General features: G+C 43.9%; 16 protein-coding genes. 10 read left to right on the top strand and 6 right to left on the bottom strand.

What is annotated here, in order from left to right:
• Nucleotides 1-513: 513 nt before the first annotated feature.
• Nucleotides 514-870 (bottom strand): winged helix-turn-helix transcriptional regulator, encoded by a 357-nt coding sequence (locus GO755_RS24305; RefSeq protein ID WP_198174914.1) that lies wholly within the window; start codon nt 868-870, stop codon nt 514-516.
• A 293-nt stretch (nt 871-1,163) separates the two neighbouring features.
• Here GO755_RS24305 and GO755_RS24310 point away from each other — a divergent pair, with 293 nt between their 5' ends.
• The 4 genes from GO755_RS24310 (at nt 1,164) to GO755_RS41530 (ending at nt 2,408) form a co-directional block, all read left to right on the top strand.
• A complete protein-coding gene (locus GO755_RS24310) occupies nt 1,164-1,415 on the top strand; it encodes a transposase (RefSeq protein ID WP_157587906.1) in 252 nt (83 codons plus the stop codon).
• A 201-nt stretch (nt 1,416-1,616) separates the two neighbouring features.
• Entirely contained in the window at nt 1,617-1,778 is a 162-nt protein-coding gene (locus tag GO755_RS41520) for an IS3 family transposase (protein ID WP_227687069.1), read from the top strand.
• A gap of 58 nt (nt 1,779-1,836) precedes the next feature.
• Nucleotides 1,837-2,145, top strand: coding sequence for a DDE-type integrase/transposase/recombinase (locus tag GO755_RS41525; RefSeq protein WP_227687070.1), 309 nt, complete (start codon nt 1,837-1,839; stop codon nt 2,143-2,145).
• A 35-nt stretch (nt 2,146-2,180) separates the two neighbouring features.
• Nucleotides 2,181-2,408, top strand: coding sequence for an IS3 family transposase (locus GO755_RS41530; RefSeq protein ID WP_157587909.1), 228 nt, complete (start codon nt 2,181-2,183; stop codon nt 2,406-2,408).
• Nucleotides 2,409-2,698: 290 nt separating this feature from the next.
• On the opposite strand, the gene GO755_RS24330 is transcribed toward GO755_RS41530, so the two are convergent.
• The gene (locus GO755_RS24330; protein WP_157587910.1) at nt 2,699-3,601 is read right to left on the bottom strand and encodes a glycerophosphodiester phosphodiesterase family protein; all 903 of its coding nucleotides are present in this window, start codon (nt 3,599-3,601) and stop codon (nt 2,699-2,701) included.
• A 510-nt stretch (nt 3,602-4,111) separates the two neighbouring features.
• Between GO755_RS24330 and GO755_RS24335 the strand changes: the two genes are divergently transcribed.
• Nucleotides 4,112-4,663 carry an RNA polymerase sigma factor gene (locus tag GO755_RS24335; RefSeq protein WP_157587911.1) on the top strand — a complete coding sequence of 184 codons (552 nt, stop codon included), beginning with the start codon at nt 4,112-4,114 and terminating at the stop codon, nt 4,661-4,663.
• 43 nt (nt 4,664-4,706) lie between these two features.
• On the opposite strand, the gene GO755_RS24340 is transcribed toward GO755_RS24335, so the two are convergent.
• Nucleotides 4,707-5,144, bottom strand: a complete 438-nt coding sequence (locus GO755_RS24340) for a LytR/AlgR family response regulator transcription factor (RefSeq protein ID WP_157587912.1) — start codon at nt 5,142-5,144, stop codon at nt 4,707-4,709.
• A gap of 712 nt (nt 5,145-5,856) precedes the next feature.
• The gene (lpdA, locus tag GO755_RS24345) at nt 5,857-7,257 is read right to left on the bottom strand and encodes a dihydrolipoyl dehydrogenase (protein ID WP_157587913.1); all 1,401 of its coding nucleotides are present in this window, start codon (nt 7,255-7,257) and stop codon (nt 5,857-5,859) included.
• A 222-nt stretch (nt 7,258-7,479) separates the two neighbouring features.
• On the opposite strand from lpdA, the gene GO755_RS24350 reads away from it, so the two are divergent.
• A complete protein-coding gene (locus tag GO755_RS24350) occupies nt 7,480-8,046 on the top strand; it encodes a hypothetical protein (RefSeq protein ID WP_157587914.1) in 567 nt (188 codons plus the stop codon).
• Between the two features lie 36 nt (nt 8,047-8,082).
• Here the strand turns inward: GO755_RS24350 and GO755_RS24355 are convergent, their stop codons facing one another.
• A complete protein-coding gene (locus tag GO755_RS24355) occupies nt 8,083-10,263 on the bottom strand; it encodes a tetratricopeptide repeat protein (protein WP_198174915.1) in 2,181 nt (726 codons plus the stop codon).
• Between the two features lie 500 nt (nt 10,264-10,763).
• Here GO755_RS24355 and GO755_RS24360 point away from each other — a divergent pair, with 500 nt between their 5' ends.
• From GO755_RS24360 to nth, 3 genes are all read left to right on the top strand, one after another.
• A complete protein-coding gene (locus GO755_RS24360; protein ID WP_157587915.1) occupies nt 10,764-11,363 on the top strand; it encodes an RNA polymerase sigma factor in 600 nt (199 codons plus the stop codon).
• On the top strand, nt 11,338-11,589 hold the full coding sequence (locus GO755_RS24365) for a hypothetical protein (RefSeq protein ID WP_157587916.1): 252 nt from the start codon (nt 11,338-11,340) through the stop codon (nt 11,587-11,589). Before GO755_RS24360 ends, GO755_RS24365 begins: the two co-directional genes overlap by 26 nt.
• 103 nt (nt 11,590-11,692) lie before the next feature.
• The gene (gene nth, locus GO755_RS24370; protein WP_157587917.1) at nt 11,693-12,343 is read left to right on the top strand and encodes an endonuclease III; all 651 of its coding nucleotides are present in this window, start codon (nt 11,693-11,695) and stop codon (nt 12,341-12,343) included.
• A gap of 70 nt (nt 12,344-12,413) precedes the next feature.
• Here nth and GO755_RS24375 read toward each other — a convergent pair whose 3' ends face one another.
• Nucleotides 12,414-12,833 carry a nucleoside-diphosphate kinase gene (locus GO755_RS24375; protein ID WP_157587918.1) on the bottom strand — a complete coding sequence of 140 codons (420 nt, stop codon included), beginning with the start codon at nt 12,831-12,833 and terminating at the stop codon, nt 12,414-12,416.
• Nucleotides 12,834-13,104: 271 nt separating this feature from the next.
• Between GO755_RS24375 and GO755_RS24380 the strand changes: the two genes are divergently transcribed.
• Complete coding sequence (locus GO755_RS24380) at nt 13,105-14,121, top strand: DHH family phosphoesterase (RefSeq protein ID WP_198174916.1); 1,017 nt, start codon at nt 13,105-13,107, stop codon at nt 14,119-14,121.
• The last annotated feature ends 7 nt before the right edge of the window (nt 14,122-14,128 follow it).

Genomic DNA, 14,128 nt, shown 5'->3' on the forward strand with positions numbered 1-14,128 from the left:
TCAACTTTGTAAAAATACATCTGCCATTAAATAAGAATAAAAATATAGGGATTAAGGATGTTGTTAAGCGGTCGACTGTTTCCATAGGTTCCCCTGATTGTGTTATTCACAATCGAGGAGAAATATGAAGAAACCTGTCTTATAAGGCATAGCTGTTGGCAACAGGTTTTATCGAATAGGAAGTTAGTTTCCTATTCAATGCTTTATGCCTGACTATGAAGTTGATCGGAGGTTTTCGTGGACGAATTTTGTAAATGTAAAAAATGAGACAACTATGTAATTTACAGAAGTTTAATTGGTTTGAAAAAAAATACGATTGATCTATAACTGGACGAAACGGCGTTAACCTTCAATCCTATTTGAAGAACTTAGATGTGTTTTTCAAATAGGGTTGTTAAGGGATTAAGCTAAAGCGAATACAAAGGTCGAGCAGTCTCTAAATGTGAGAATTGGTAGTATTCAACTGTAACAATTTAGCTATTATAAAATAAGCTAGTCAATCTCTCCAACGGTCTATTTCCCGAGTAGCTGTTTACGGTGATTGATCCCCCAGTTTAGTAGTTCCATCATCGCTTTCTTCAGCGAATGTGAATATTCAGTAGCAACATATTCAATTAGAACCGGCTGATTATCATGAACGATTCGTCTGATTAACTGATGTTCTTCCATATCTTTCAATTCTTTGGCTAGAACCTTCGGATTGATTTTAGGAATACTCTTCTGGATTTCTGAAAAACGTCGATTGTCATGCATGATTGACGTTAAAATCAACACTTTCCATTTGCCGCTGATCACATCCAGTGCATCCCGGAGTGGAAGCATCTGTTCGATACAATCAAGATACTTCGTTTCACCCTTGGTTAACAACATATCGCTTACGTTCAGGTAATGGCTTACGTACAGGTAACTGCGTATTGATGAAAAATAAAAGTACTGACCTTTGCCAAGTGAAACAAGCCTTTCTAGATCAATAAGAAGTCAGCCAAATGAATCAAAAGCGCTTAACCTTATCTTGGGAATCTCCAGTTACTACATCACGATTGAGAAATACAGCATAACCTGACATTCACTCAAAACCGTTGGCTTTACGACAACTTATTGAGGCTGTCGATTGAGATGGTCTAATTAATCGGCACAGTGAACTTGTCTAATTTCGCAAGATCATGCAGCCTAAAAACAAACCCGTTAAACGTCGTAAATACGACGCTACCTTCAAAGCCGATGTGCTGAAAATGATTGCTAATGGACAAAGCGTAGCTTACATAGCTCAAGCACTGGGTATCAGTGAAGCACTCATCTACAAATGGAAACAACGGAACAAAGGGGAAGAAAAATACCACCTTTTGAATCCAGCTTCTGATACTCAGCTGCTACTACAGCGTATTAGTCAGTTAGAAGCAGAACGCGAAATCTAAAAAAAAGCCTTAGGCATTATCAGCCGACAGACCTGAGATTACGCTATGAATTGGTTCAAGAGTTGGCTTCTGAGTTTGCGGTTGAAACTCTGTGCTCAGTGCTGGAAGTAAGTCGGACGGCCTACTATCGGTATTTACGGGGCGACAGCTATCAACTAACTTCTGAAAAAGCTGAATACCAGCAATTGGTCGAGCGGACTTTTGCTAAACATAAACGACGATAGGGCACCGGGCTGGCGTACCAGTCGACGCATTACGGCAGAGTTGCAGGAAAAAGGCCATTCAGTAGGACGCTATCAGGTTCGAACGCTAATGAAGATGGTTGGTTTACAGGCTATTCAACCGCTCCGGCGGCCCGGCTAAATCATTTGTACCACGAACGACAGATAGCACGCATGGTAGAGGCTACTGGCCAACCTTATTGTTAGATCAGCCTTTGCCCAAAGCGCCTAATTTAGTCTGGGTCAGCGATATAACTTATCTGCCGCTGGTCAACGGTGAATGGGGCTACTTGGCCACTTGGATGGATCTATTTTCGCGTAAAGTGGTGGGTTGGCAGGTGGGCGAAACGATGGAAGATGAATTGGTTGTACTTCCATTACGCCGTGCCTTGCAGGTACGCCAACCTGCTGTGGGCCTGATTATCCATCGCTCCGGCGACCCGGTCAGATCGGGGTGGCCAATATGTATCCACGGAGTTAAAAGAGTTAATCCGGTTGTGGCATATTAGGCCCAGCATGAGTCGGGCCGACGATCCTTACGACAATGCTTTTGCGGAATCGTTATGGACGGGGCCGCCCGTGCGGCCGCCTAAAGGCAGAGTTATTGGAAGGCGGGGTATTTCTGAGTGTTGAAGATGCTCGTACGGAAATCTTCGACTACATTGAGATTTATTATAACCGGGAGAGAAAGCATTCGTCGCTGGGCTATAAAAGCCCTGAGCAGTTTGAGCAGGAATACATTATAAATCTGACAAATTCAGTGTGCCGCTAAACTGGACCACCTCACCTCAACTGGATGATAGTTTAAACTGTGACTGTACGTTATTTCTACGCTTAGGTCTCGGTCAATTATAGCCGATACTTCGTAGCCAAGTTGCTTCAATTTAGTCCTCGTCTCATGAATGTTAACCGGCGTCCAATATAATCGGATGCCTTTATAGCCTTCCGGCTTGATTAGCGTACCTGCTCTTCGGTTGAGCCAAAAGGAAATATATTGGTTGTGAACCAGGCACCTGCACGACTTCACCTGACTCAATAGACTGTTTCCCTAAAAAGAATTACCTACTTTATTTTAGTAGAATTAGCTGAGCTAGACTTAGTAGCTGGTAGAAGCTTAAGCGCTTGGGCCACCTCTAGGGGGCGATCTGATTCCAATATGCTCGCTCCATCCTCAATAATAGACCGGTAAGCACTTGATCGTTCTTGCTCATTAGGCAGCTTATCATAACTCGATGCGGCCGAAATCATACACATAATCCCTTTGCCATTGAGCAATTGGTAGAGTTCCTTGTTTTCAGGTTTGATCGTTGGCCCAATGTAGGCAATCAGGTTGGCCGCCGGAATGCCCGCTTTTTCGTAGGCTTCCAGTTCCTGTTTGTTTTTGATAAAGGCCGAGAACATCCGATCTTTATTGTCCTCGTAATAATACCGCGCCTGCTCCGGCGAATGAACCGTGAGCATCACAAAGGCGTCAGCTTTATGCTGGCGAATGATGGCCGCCGTCATCGGAAACGGCACATCTTTTCGATCCAGATTAAGTACCGTTTTACCCCTTGCCCATTCGATGGCTTCGGCTAGGGTAGGAATTCGATCTTGTGTTACATTACCCTCGGCATCTTTCAGGTGGAGTTTTTTAAGTTCTTCCCAAGTGTAGTCCGAGAGCTTGCCGGTGCCGGTTGTCATGCGGTCTAAGTTGGCGTCGTGGAGCAGCACAATAACACTGTCTTTGGTGAGCCGAGGGTCTGTCTCAAAAAAAGCAGGGGTATATTTTAGAGTATTCTCGAAGGAGGCCAGTGAGTTTTCCGCAAACCCTTTGCCCATCCCACCTCGGTGTCCACTGATGATGGGCGTTTTCTTGTTAGTCCATTTGAAATAGGCGTGAAGATCCTGAACTGTTTTTATGGGTAGCCGATGCAGAGGCTGTGCCTGTAGGAGTGTCGGGTAGGTAAAGGCTAGCAGAGCCATTACTGAAGAGAGAAGAATTCGCTGTTTCACCAGTTGTATGCCCTAGTTCAGTGGGCCAGATAGGAAAATAATCGTCAAATTAATTAAACTATCCTTTCGTAAGACACTTGTAATTTGATTTTACAAACGTACGTCGTCAGTTGTATATATGGTATTCTAATAAGTTGGCCAGCTTTTACATCACATTAAGCTTGGGGTAGCTAAGTGACACTTCCAGGTGCTCATATTCTTACTATTAAGTCAGCAAATTCTCCTGCCAGTAATAGCTCTACAATACTGGTAAATTACAATTTTTGTAAGTATAAATTTAGTTATTTATATGAGTAAATGTATCCATTTCTGGTCATAAAAATGGGTATTTCTGGCTTAGGTTAGGTCTAGCGTATGCACACCGTTTAATAGATTTATTATATTTTAGTTAGTAATGAGTCATCCAGAAGATAGGGTAACTACGTATGTACTTAGCAATATACTATCTAGCCCATTCCACCTAATCACTACCCATAAATCATGCGCACTTTTTTAACAGACGAAGAAACAATTCGTCAATTTTTACCAGACAAGCCCAATCAGTGTTTCGAAACACTCTATAATCGTTATGTCAATAAAGTTTATAGGCGTTGCTTATCGATGACTAAAGACACTGAGAAAGCCGAAGATTTTACTCACGACATATTTCTGAAAGTATTCAGCAAGTTGGATGCCTTTCAGGAACGATCTAGTTTCTCAACCTGGCTTTACTCAATTGCTTATAACTATTGTTCAGACCAGCTTCGATTAGCCAAGCGACTTGACTTCGCTTCTATCGAAGAAGGTCTGAGTCTTGAATTGCCTGATTCACAGGAATCCATGTTGCATGAAGAAACAATTCAGCTCGTCAGACAGGCTATGGCCGCCCTTTCAGTCAAGGAGCGCACGTTACTCCACTTGAAATATGAAGATAGTATGAGTATTGAGGAAATTGCACAACTATATAACCTCAAACCCAGCGCCGTTAAGATGCGGTTGAAGAGAAGTCGGGAGAAAGTACAACAGTTTTGCGCTTTACATTACGCAGCATAAAGTCCAGAACCCGTACGATTAGCACACGAGGTATCTATTGTAGTTATACATAAGCTACATCTGGTTCAATAACCCTATTCTTCGCCAGATTTATTGGCCGTTGGAAATCAAGTTGCCGTCGCAATATAAACCAGCGACGACGCGATACAGGAAGCGCTACGCCGGTAACGAGATAAAATATGGGCCTGGGTGAATTATATTCCACCCGTTCAATGAACTGGCGATTAACCAGATAGTGGCGATGCAACCGGATAAACCAAGCGTCAGGCAATTTGGCCTCAATCCGTTTTATGGTGTATGGAACCAGTATTCGTCGACCGTCGGCGAACTGCAACCATGTATAGTTTAGTTCACCCTCTAGATACACTAAATCGGCTACAGACAGCCATTGAGCCCCATTACAATTGTCGTAAACGCGTAATCGTGGCCAGTTGATTAACTCGGAAGTAATCCATTGTTTGCGATCTACATAAAATGCCATAATATCTAGTAGTTGAGTGATTGAGCGAAACAGAGCAACCGCTAACGTAACAAGAGAGGCTTTTATAGCGCCAATGCAATGAGTACGTTTCTAGTGTGCTTAGTACCTTACGCAAACAATATGCCATATCCAGTATATTGTCTACAAAATCTACAGATTGAATTAGGCTTGATTACCAAAGTAGATACATATAGTCTTTCTTACGATACGCTAACCAGAAAGAGTGAGTATCAACTTCTATCTGATTAAGTATCCGACTAATTTGGCTAGGAGTCTAGCAAAAACTACGCCGATAGAGCTCTTATGGGTGCATGCCGGGTATATACGTAAATATGCAAGGAAGAGATTGCATAAAAGCTTGTTTTGGCTAAATTTTTTACAAAATAATCTTTCAAGAAGTCAAAAAGACTGAATCTGATGCATTAAGCCCTATTTGTCCATATTAAGCGCCTTAAATTTTATCTGATAATTGTAATAATTGCCCTAAATCAATACAGAACTGAAAATTAATTCGCACCTATTTTTACAATTGAAGGCGATAGGTAGACTAGTAACTTTGATTAGATATGCTCTATTTCTGTTTACCTGATGATTAGTTAGCTAGCCGACATTTACAAATGCAAGCATAAGTCGAATTGACTTCATGCTAGAAAAAAGAGAAAGCCCGGCTGCTTTCTAACAACCGGGCTTTCTCTTTTTCTGGCACGAGAAATTACATATTAATCGCTCGTTTATCGGTAGCGTCCAGACAAGCTTCTTTGAACGCTTCAGTGTAAGTTGGGTGAGCGTGCGACATGCGCGAAACATCTTCAGCAGATGCCCTGAATTCCATCGCTACGACGGCTTCAGCAATCATGTCGGCAGCACGGGCACCAATCATATGAACCCCCAAAATCTCGTCGGTTTCTTTGTGCGCTAATACCTTTACGAGACCATCTACGTCCATACTCGCCCGCGCTCTACCAAGGGCTTTAAATGGAAAGGAACCAACCTTGTAGGGAATTCCCTCTTGTTTTACTTCCTCTTCCGTATAACCTACTGATGCCACTTCGGGCCAGGTATAGACTACGCCCGGAATAAGACGATAATGAATATGTGGTTTTTGACCTACAATGGTTTCTGCAATGAAGGTACCTTCTTCTTCGGCTTTGTGCGCCAACATAGCACCACGAATTACGTCGCCAAGGGCATAAATGTGCGGGACATTTGTACGTAGGTGATCATCTACTTCTATTCTACCGCGATTGTCGGCTTTCACGCCAGCAGCTTCAAGGTTCAATCCGTCGGTATAGGGACGACGACCTACCGAAACCAGGCAATAGTCGCCGGTGAGTGTAATTTGCTCTCCCTTTGGGGTATCAGCACTTACTACCACTTCGTTACCTGTGTTTTCTACTTTCGTGACTTTATGACTGAAATAGAAATCAGCACCGAGTTTTTTGACGGCTTTTTGCAGCTCCTTGCCCATCGTTTTATCCATTGTTGGAATCATCGAATCGGCAAACTCCACAAATGACACCTTCGCACCAAGTCGGGCATAAACCGATCCTAATTCGGCACCGATTACACCTGCGCCAATCACGATGAGGTGTTTCGGCACTTCCTCAAGTTTCAGAGCCTCAGTCGATGTGATGACGCGTTTCTTATCAATCGGCATCGACGGGAACGACGATGGTTTTGAGCCCGTCGCGATAATAATATTCTTGCCTGTGATCGTCTGCTCAGAACCATCGGCTTTTGTAATTTTAATGGTGTGGGGATCCACAAACGAACCGACGCCGTGTAGCTCGTCGATTTTATTTTTCTTCATTAAAAAATTGATGCCTTTCGTCGTCACATCAACAACTTCCTGTTTACGCTTAATCATCTGCGCCAGGTCAACCTGCAAATCAGCCAGTTTGATGCCGTGTTCGGCAAAAGTATGTGCCGCATTATAAAAATGCTCCGACGAGTCGAGTAGTGCCTTCGACGGAATGCAACCAACATTAAGGCAAGTGCCCCCCAGCGACGGGTATTTTTCAATAATGGCCGTTTTCAGTCCGAGTTGGGCGCAACGAATGGCGCCGGTGTAGCCGCCTGGCCCCGAACCAATCATAATCACATCGTATTCCATGAAACAGTTGTTCTTAAGTTTCAGGTTTCATGTTCCCTATTCCCCGTTATCGACCTGCTTTTAACAAGCGACGAACCTGAAACTTGAAACCTGAAACCATTATTATAGATAGCATTCCGACTGCAAATTTGGTTCAGAATTTGATTACCTAAACCGATTTGTAAAAATTCGTGTTGGTTGTTCCGTAAGGCTCGCTTATCTGGAGCTGTTTTGTTGTGATTTATGCGCTTCGTTTATCCTTCTTTCCTTCTAGTTACGCTGTTAATCAGTAGTTGTACCGATTCTGCTCAGCAAGCTCAGGCCAATGTTTATTATGACGTACTAAGCTTTGTCAAACAGCAAATTTCGGACCTCTCAGCCCAAAAGCCGCTTGTTAACAAAGTTGTCTCTATTAATGAGGCCAGAAGTCAGCAAGCTATTCGAGATATTAACTGGAGTCATGAACTGGAGTTATTTACTCAGGCAGATATCAATAAACCAGCTCTTCGAAGCAGTTACCAGATTTCCCGGCCTGATTCGATGACATTTCGGTATACATTAAAAAACTCGGAGGAGCATTTAACTGTGCGATCACTTAGCGTGCAAGTTGACTCGGTGACTCATCAGCCACGCCGGATAGAAGCTGTTCTGCAAACCAATAATCCACTCTATTCGTCAGTACGTAATCTTCTGCTCGAAAGTGGACCAGTAGCTGGACAGTGGCGCGTACAGCACTATAAATTGTCTGGTTTTCAGAAACTCCCGTATTTCGACAAAAACGATTTTTTAGTAGAAGGGCGAGTACAATAAAAAAAGCAGGCAGTTCGCATCATCTGCGTGCCATTATTAAGCTTTTTCGAGATTTGACAAAACTGGCAGGATAAAAATAAAGGTCGTTCCTTCGTTGGGACCAGAGTGAATTTCATAGCGCCCCTGAATTAGATCCATACGTGCCTGAATATTATGAAGCCCCATACCCGTTGCATCACGGGGGTCCATACCACAACCGTTATCTTTTACAATCATATTCAACTCGTTATTGAATCGCCTAAACAGTATTTGAGCTTCCGTTGCTTCGGAGTGTCGAAGAATATTGCTGCATAGTTCAATACAAATCGAATACAAATTAAACTCAGCAGTTTTGTCTAGACGTGGTAACTCCGCGTTTTCTAGGCTGAATGCGATCTTCTGGCTGAGGTTGAGCTTGTGAACCAATCGCATAAGCGCCTGCGATAAGCCTTGTTTCTCTAGTTCGTCGGGTTGTAGGTTGTGGGATAAGTAACGTATTTCGGCAAAAGCCTCTTTGCTCATATTCAGCAAATTGTGATAAATCTGCTGCTCGCGATCGGCCATCTTTGCAGGGTTTAACGCTGACAAACTGGTTTTAATAGCAGCTAGTAATCCGCCAAGACTATCGTGCAAATCAGCAGCCATGCGTTTGCGTTCGAGCGTTTGACCACGTAACAGGGCTTCCTCAATTTCACGATTTTTGGCCCGTAGCTGGTCATTTGCGAGTTTTAGTTCGATCGTCCGAGCTAATACTTTATCTTCCAGATCATGGTTCAGCGCTTCGATTTCCAGTTTCTGACGGTTTATCAGGCGATTTTTACGGTAATAAACCGCAACAAAACCGAACAACATAGCTAAACCTCCAACCAGAACAATCCGTAAAAGGCTAGCCTGCTCAATATCGTGACTGAGTTGATCAATGTGGGCTCGTTGCTCCAGACGAGTTTTCTGTGATTCGGCCCGCAGACGCTCAGTTTCAATCGATTGCTTAAGGTGATTCATTCGGGTCTCACTTGCTAGTTGATCGCGTTCTGCTTCGGCCCGCAACCGATCCAATTCGGCTTGCCGACGCACGTTGATCAATTGTTGCTGTTGAATAAATCGTTCTTTTTCTGCCGCTATTGTCACTTGATTAATGTCGTACTTTTTCTGCACGGCTGACAATTCTTCTACTCGCTTGAGGTTTGTCAGACTATCCCGCAGTGCGCTGTACTCTTCATACATTGCCAATGCTTGAGCAGGCTGATTTGCCAGACGATACGCCCTGTATAACGATTGCGTAGCCATTTGTTGAATTCGAATATAACCAGCATCCCGTGCTACAACTACCGCTTTTTCGCCAAACTCAATAGCCAATTTGGGTTGGTTCGTCTGGGTATAGCATTCGGATAGTCGAGCCCAGACGGCGGCCTGTCCTGGACGGTCGTTTAGTTGGGTCCAAACAGCTAATCCCTCGTCAAAAACCTTAATGGCCTGTTCAGGTTTTTGACGGCTAATGAAGAAGTCGCCCAATCGCTCATCGGCATAAGCCAGATTAATCTGGGAGCGGGTTTCTAATGCGATTTGGCGGCTCGCTTCATACTGTTGACGAGCCTGTTCATATTGCCCCCGAATTTCATATACCTCGCCTATCTGGCTAATTGCCTGGCTGGTCAGTAACTTCCGATTTTTAGGTGTTAGTAATGTATTAAAACTGAGTAGTGTCTGCGAAAGTTGATAGCTCGACAGGGCATTGTTATACTCTTTCAAGAGCATGTAAATATCGCCCATATTCATTTGTACTTGCCAGCGTGGAGAGCTTTCGCGAGGTAGTTTTACACATAGTTCGGAAGCTCGCTGATTAATCTGGAGCGCGTGAGGGTAGTCACCTTTAACCGTTCGGAGGTAATATTCCTGAAACATTAAAGCCCGAACAGCATAGAGATTATTATGGTAGACAAGGGCTTGTTCTTCCAGTTGCTTCGCATACAGAAAACTACTGTCACGCTGCTGGCCACGCATTTGCTTGAACACAAGGGCCATAAAGCGTAAGCCCTCTAACCTGAGCGTATCATTCGTTCGGCTTCGTGGTAAACGAGCAGCTAGCTGGCGGTGTGTTCGGCCAAGGGTCAGCAAACTATCCATATAAGCGGCATCGCCCCGCCGGTCGAAATTTAGTTCCGGCAGTTTCGGACATGACTGGGCAAAGCAGGTGGCACACCAGCCGAGCATTGCCATTCCAAGCCAAACTGATCTCATAGGAATATTACTAACGTAATAGAAAGCACGAAAATACTCATTTAGTACAGTAAATCAAGGCATTGGCAAAATCAGAAGCTTATTTTTTGATTCTCGTATAGCGATAACGTGCTAGTAGATAATCTCAAGAAAAAGAAGCCTAGCAATTGCTTCTATGGCGACTAAAGTTACCTTTGTGCTCGATCATTAAAAAAAATTAATCTCCATTTAAACGGATAGCATTCTAATTGAATCTATACTAGTAAATCAAACGTAAGTCCAATTATTTCCACGAATAAGCTATATTTATCTTATTTCGGTATTACAGTATTATTTCTTGTCAGAAATAGAAGTTTTAAAGGAAAAAAATACCGTTTGGCAGATTTTTTGCACTGTATATTTGGATTTAAGCAGAATAATTTAGTATCTTCAAGGCTGGATCGCATAAAGATTGTAAAAAACATAACCTCCCTATACACTATCGGCACACAACTCTACGTTACCTAATTGTCTTACTGAAAATGGAAAAAGCCCAGGTAAACGACAGTGAGTTGATTTCCCTGTACATCCGTGGTAATGAAAAAGCCTTTGCTAAATTAGTGCAACGGCACAAATCGAAGATTTACACAACTATTTATCTGATTGTAAAAGATCAGTATGTAGCAGAAGATTTAATGCAGGACACGTTCATTAAGGCCGTGGACACGCTTAAGTCGGGTAGATACAACGAGGAGGGAAAATTTCTACCCTGGATTATTCGAATTGCTCACAACTTGGCCATTGACTATTTCCGAAAGGATAAACGCTACCCCAGTGTGGTGTTTGAGGACGGAAGCAGTGTGTTCAATACGCTTGAATTTGCGGAGGATTCAGTCGAATCACTCCAGATTCGGCAGGAAACACACGAGCACCTGCGTGAGTTGATTCAGCGGTTACCAGAACAACAGCGTCAGGTACTCATCATGCGGCACTACGAGGAAATGAGTTTCCAAGAGATTGCCGATGCAACCGGCGTCAGTATAAACACGGCTTTGGGACGTATGCGTTATGCGCTGATTAATCTGCGCAAACAACTAAGCAAACGTTCGCCGAGTTATGATAAAAACCTTTACCCAAGATGATGTAATCCGGTATGTCTATGAGGAGACCTCACCCGAGGAGAGTCTGCTCATTGAAGATGCCCTAATGTCGGAGCCGGATCTGATGACGTTCTTCCTCGAAGCCCTGGAACTTAGGGCTTTGATGAACAAAATAGAACGCCAACCACGGGTCAATACGGTTCAGGCTATCCTGAATTACTCCAAACACCATCCAGCAAACCCACCTGCTCGTTTACGACGTTCGTAACGAACAGATGGGTTTACTATGTATTGTATCCTGAGCGCTCATGTTCGGGTGTGAGAATTAGTTTTTTCACATCCTTACCTGAACGCTCAAGGTGCCTTATGCTATGCAAAAAAAAGAACGGTTCCGGCGTTTTATTGAGTACTTCACTGAGCATTATCCTGAGCCCAAAACAGAACTGAATTTCAGCAATCCTTACGAATTACTGGTTGCCGTAATTTTGTCGGCACAGTGTACCGACAAACGGATTAATCAGATTTCGCCTTCGCTATTTGCCCGATTTCCAGAAGCTGAGTCTCTGGCGGCAGCATCGGCAGATGAAGTGTTCACCTATATTCGTAGCGTTTCCTACCCGAATAATAAGGCAAAGCACCTGGTTGGAATGGCCAGAACATTAATGGAAAAATTTGATGGAGAAATTCCGGCAACAGTCGAAGAATTGCAGACGCTACCCGGTGTAGGCCGAAAAACAGCCCATGTAATTTTGTCGGTGGTGTACAACGAGCCAACTATGGCGGTCGACACGCACGTATTCCGCGTATCCCACAGAATTGGCTTGGCACCGCTCACCGCAACGACTCCGCTGGCCGTTGAAAAAGCCCTAATGGCTCACATCCCCAAGCAATACGTTCCCAAAGCGCACCATTGGCTTATTTTGCATGGTCGCTATATATGCCTCGCCCGCGCTCCTAAGTGCGAAGAGTGTGCATTGCGGGAGTTTTGTAAGTATTATGAGAAGAGTGTAGTGGTGAAATAGGTGTAGTGAGTGTAATAAGTTCAGGAATTGATAAACTTAGTACACTCACTTCACTCACTCAACTACTTCCTTAATACTGTTCTGTGCCAGCAAAGAAGAAGCTACCTTCTATTTCAGCGTTTTCGTCAGAATCCGAGCCATGAATGGCGTTGGCTTCGATTGACTTGGCATATAGCTTACGAATAGTGCCCTCTTCAGCTTGAGCTGGGTTAGTAGCACCAATCAATTTACGGAAGTCCGCGACGGCATTCTCTTTTTCAAGAATCATTGGGATAATGGCGCCTGACGACATGTAAGTACGCAGGTCGTTATAGAATGGGCGTTCGCGGTGAACAGCGTAGAATTGACCAGCCCGTTCGCCGGTCAGCTGCGTTTTTCGGAGAGCTACGATCCGGAAACCCGCTTCTTCAATCATCTTAATAATTGCACCTGTGTGCCCAGCCTCTACGGCATCGGGCTTAATCATTGTGAATGTTCGGTTCGTTGCCATTCTAATTCTTTGTATCCAAATTTTATTCGGCGCGAAGGTACAGACTTTCGACTTAAATGCCATTGAATTCGCTAATGCTCATTGGTTTTTGACGCAGAGATTCACAGAGCATAAATGAGATTCACGGAGAAATAACTACAAAACTCTCTGTGAATCTCTTTTATACTCTGTGAATCTCTGTGTTACAATTTTTCTATAGACTGTAAATCGTCCATCCCAATTAGTATTATTCGTACTTTTGGGTTTCGATTACGGCTTCGGCTGTTTATGTATGCAAGACATTGAAGCAATTGGCACGATTATTAGTCATCCGCAAACCGTGCTGATTACCACTCACCAGAATCCCGATGCCGATGCTATGGGGTCATCGCTGGGGCTGGCAGGTTACCTCCGCAAAAAAGGCCATCGGGTTACTGTGGTGACTCCGACTGACTATCCGCAAAACCTTCACTGGATGTCGGGTAACGACGACGTAATTGCGTTTGAGGAAAAAGTGCGGGTATCGGTCAGTCAGTTAATGGAGGAAGCAGATGTTATTTTCTGCCTGGACTTTTCGAATCTCGATCGAATCCGTGATCTCGGGCCTATGGTACGACAGTCACGCGCCCAAAAAGTACTGATCGATCATCACCTTGAACCGGAGTCATTCGCCGATTTAGCGCTTTGGGACCCAAGTGCTGCGTCAACCACTCAATTAATTTTCCGGCTTATTGTAGAGTTAGGAGACAAAGACCTGATTGATGTTCCGATTGCCGAATGTCTGTACTCAGGTCTGATGACCGACACGGGTTCGTTCCGTCATTCGAATACTACAGGTGATGTACACCGCATGGCAGCTCAGTTACTGGACCTCCATATTGATGTGAGCAGCATTCATCGGCGGATATTCGACAATGTGACGCTTGATAAATTCCGTTTGCTAGGTTACGTACTGAACGAAAAACTGAAAGTACTTCCCGAATACAAGTTCGCCTATATTACCTTGACTGATGCTGAACTGAAGCGGTATCGTTCTAAAACCGGCGATACCGAAGGTATGGTCAATTATGCGCTGGCTGTTGAAGGAGTTGTAATGGCCGCAATTCTAATTGACCGAAACGAAGAAATTCGTCTATCGTTCCGATCGGTTGGTGATTTTTCGGTACGGAATCTGGCCAGTACTCATTTCGATGGAGGAGGCCACCGAAATGCAGCTGGTGGACGATCTAAATTGTCGCTGGCTGAAACCGAGAAAAAACTTTTGTCTGTAGTACCCCTGTATCAGCAACAGTTGCTGGAAACCGTTTAAAAATTAG

The sequence above is a fragment of the Spirosoma arboris genome (genome assembly GCF_009754945.1).
GTDB lineage: Bacteria > Bacteroidota > Bacteroidia > Cytophagales > Spirosomataceae > Spirosoma > Spirosoma arboris.

Coding starts and splice junctions, on each gene's coding strand:
- GO755_RS24305 (WP_198174914.1), bottom strand. CDS start 870: ATGTTGTTAACCAAGGGTGAAACGAAGTATCTTGATTGTATCGAACAG.
- GO755_RS24310 (WP_157587906.1), top strand. CDS start 1,164: ATGCAGCCTAAAAACAAACCCGTTAAACGTCGTAAATACGACGCTACC.
- GO755_RS41530 (WP_157587909.1), top strand. CDS start 2,181: ATGCTTTTGCGGAATCGTTATGGACGGGGCCGCCCGTGCGGCCGCCTA.
- GO755_RS24330 (WP_157587910.1), bottom strand. CDS start 3,601: ATGGCTCTGCTAGCCTTTACCTACCCGACACTCCTACAGGCACAGCCT.
- GO755_RS24335 (WP_157587911.1), top strand. CDS start 4,112: ATGCGCACTTTTTTAACAGACGAAGAAACAATTCGTCAATTTTTACCA.
- GO755_RS24340 (WP_157587912.1), bottom strand. CDS start 5,144: ATGGCATTTTATGTAGATCGCAAACAATGGATTACTTCCGAGTTAATC.
- lpdA (WP_157587913.1), bottom strand. CDS start 7,257: ATGGAATACGATGTGATTATGATTGGTTCGGGGCCAGGCGGCTACACC.
- GO755_RS24350 (WP_157587914.1), top strand. CDS start 7,480: ATGCGCTTCGTTTATCCTTCTTTCCTTCTAGTTACGCTGTTAATCAGT.
- GO755_RS24355 (WP_198174915.1), bottom strand. CDS start 10,263: ATGAGATCAGTTTGGCTTGGAATGGCAATGCTCGGCTGGTGTGCCACC.
- GO755_RS24360 (WP_157587915.1), top strand. CDS start 10,764: ATGGAAAAAGCCCAGGTAAACGACAGTGAGTTGATTTCCCTGTACATC.
- GO755_RS24365 (WP_157587916.1), top strand. CDS start 11,338: ATGATAAAAACCTTTACCCAAGATGATGTAATCCGGTATGTCTATGAG.
- nth (WP_157587917.1), top strand. CDS start 11,693: ATGCAAAAAAAAGAACGGTTCCGGCGTTTTATTGAGTACTTCACTGAG.
- GO755_RS24375 (WP_157587918.1), bottom strand. CDS start 12,833: ATGGCAACGAACCGAACATTCACAATGATTAAGCCCGATGCCGTAGAG.
- GO755_RS24380 (WP_198174916.1), top strand. CDS start 13,105: ATGCAAGACATTGAAGCAATTGGCACGATTATTAGTCATCCGCAAACC.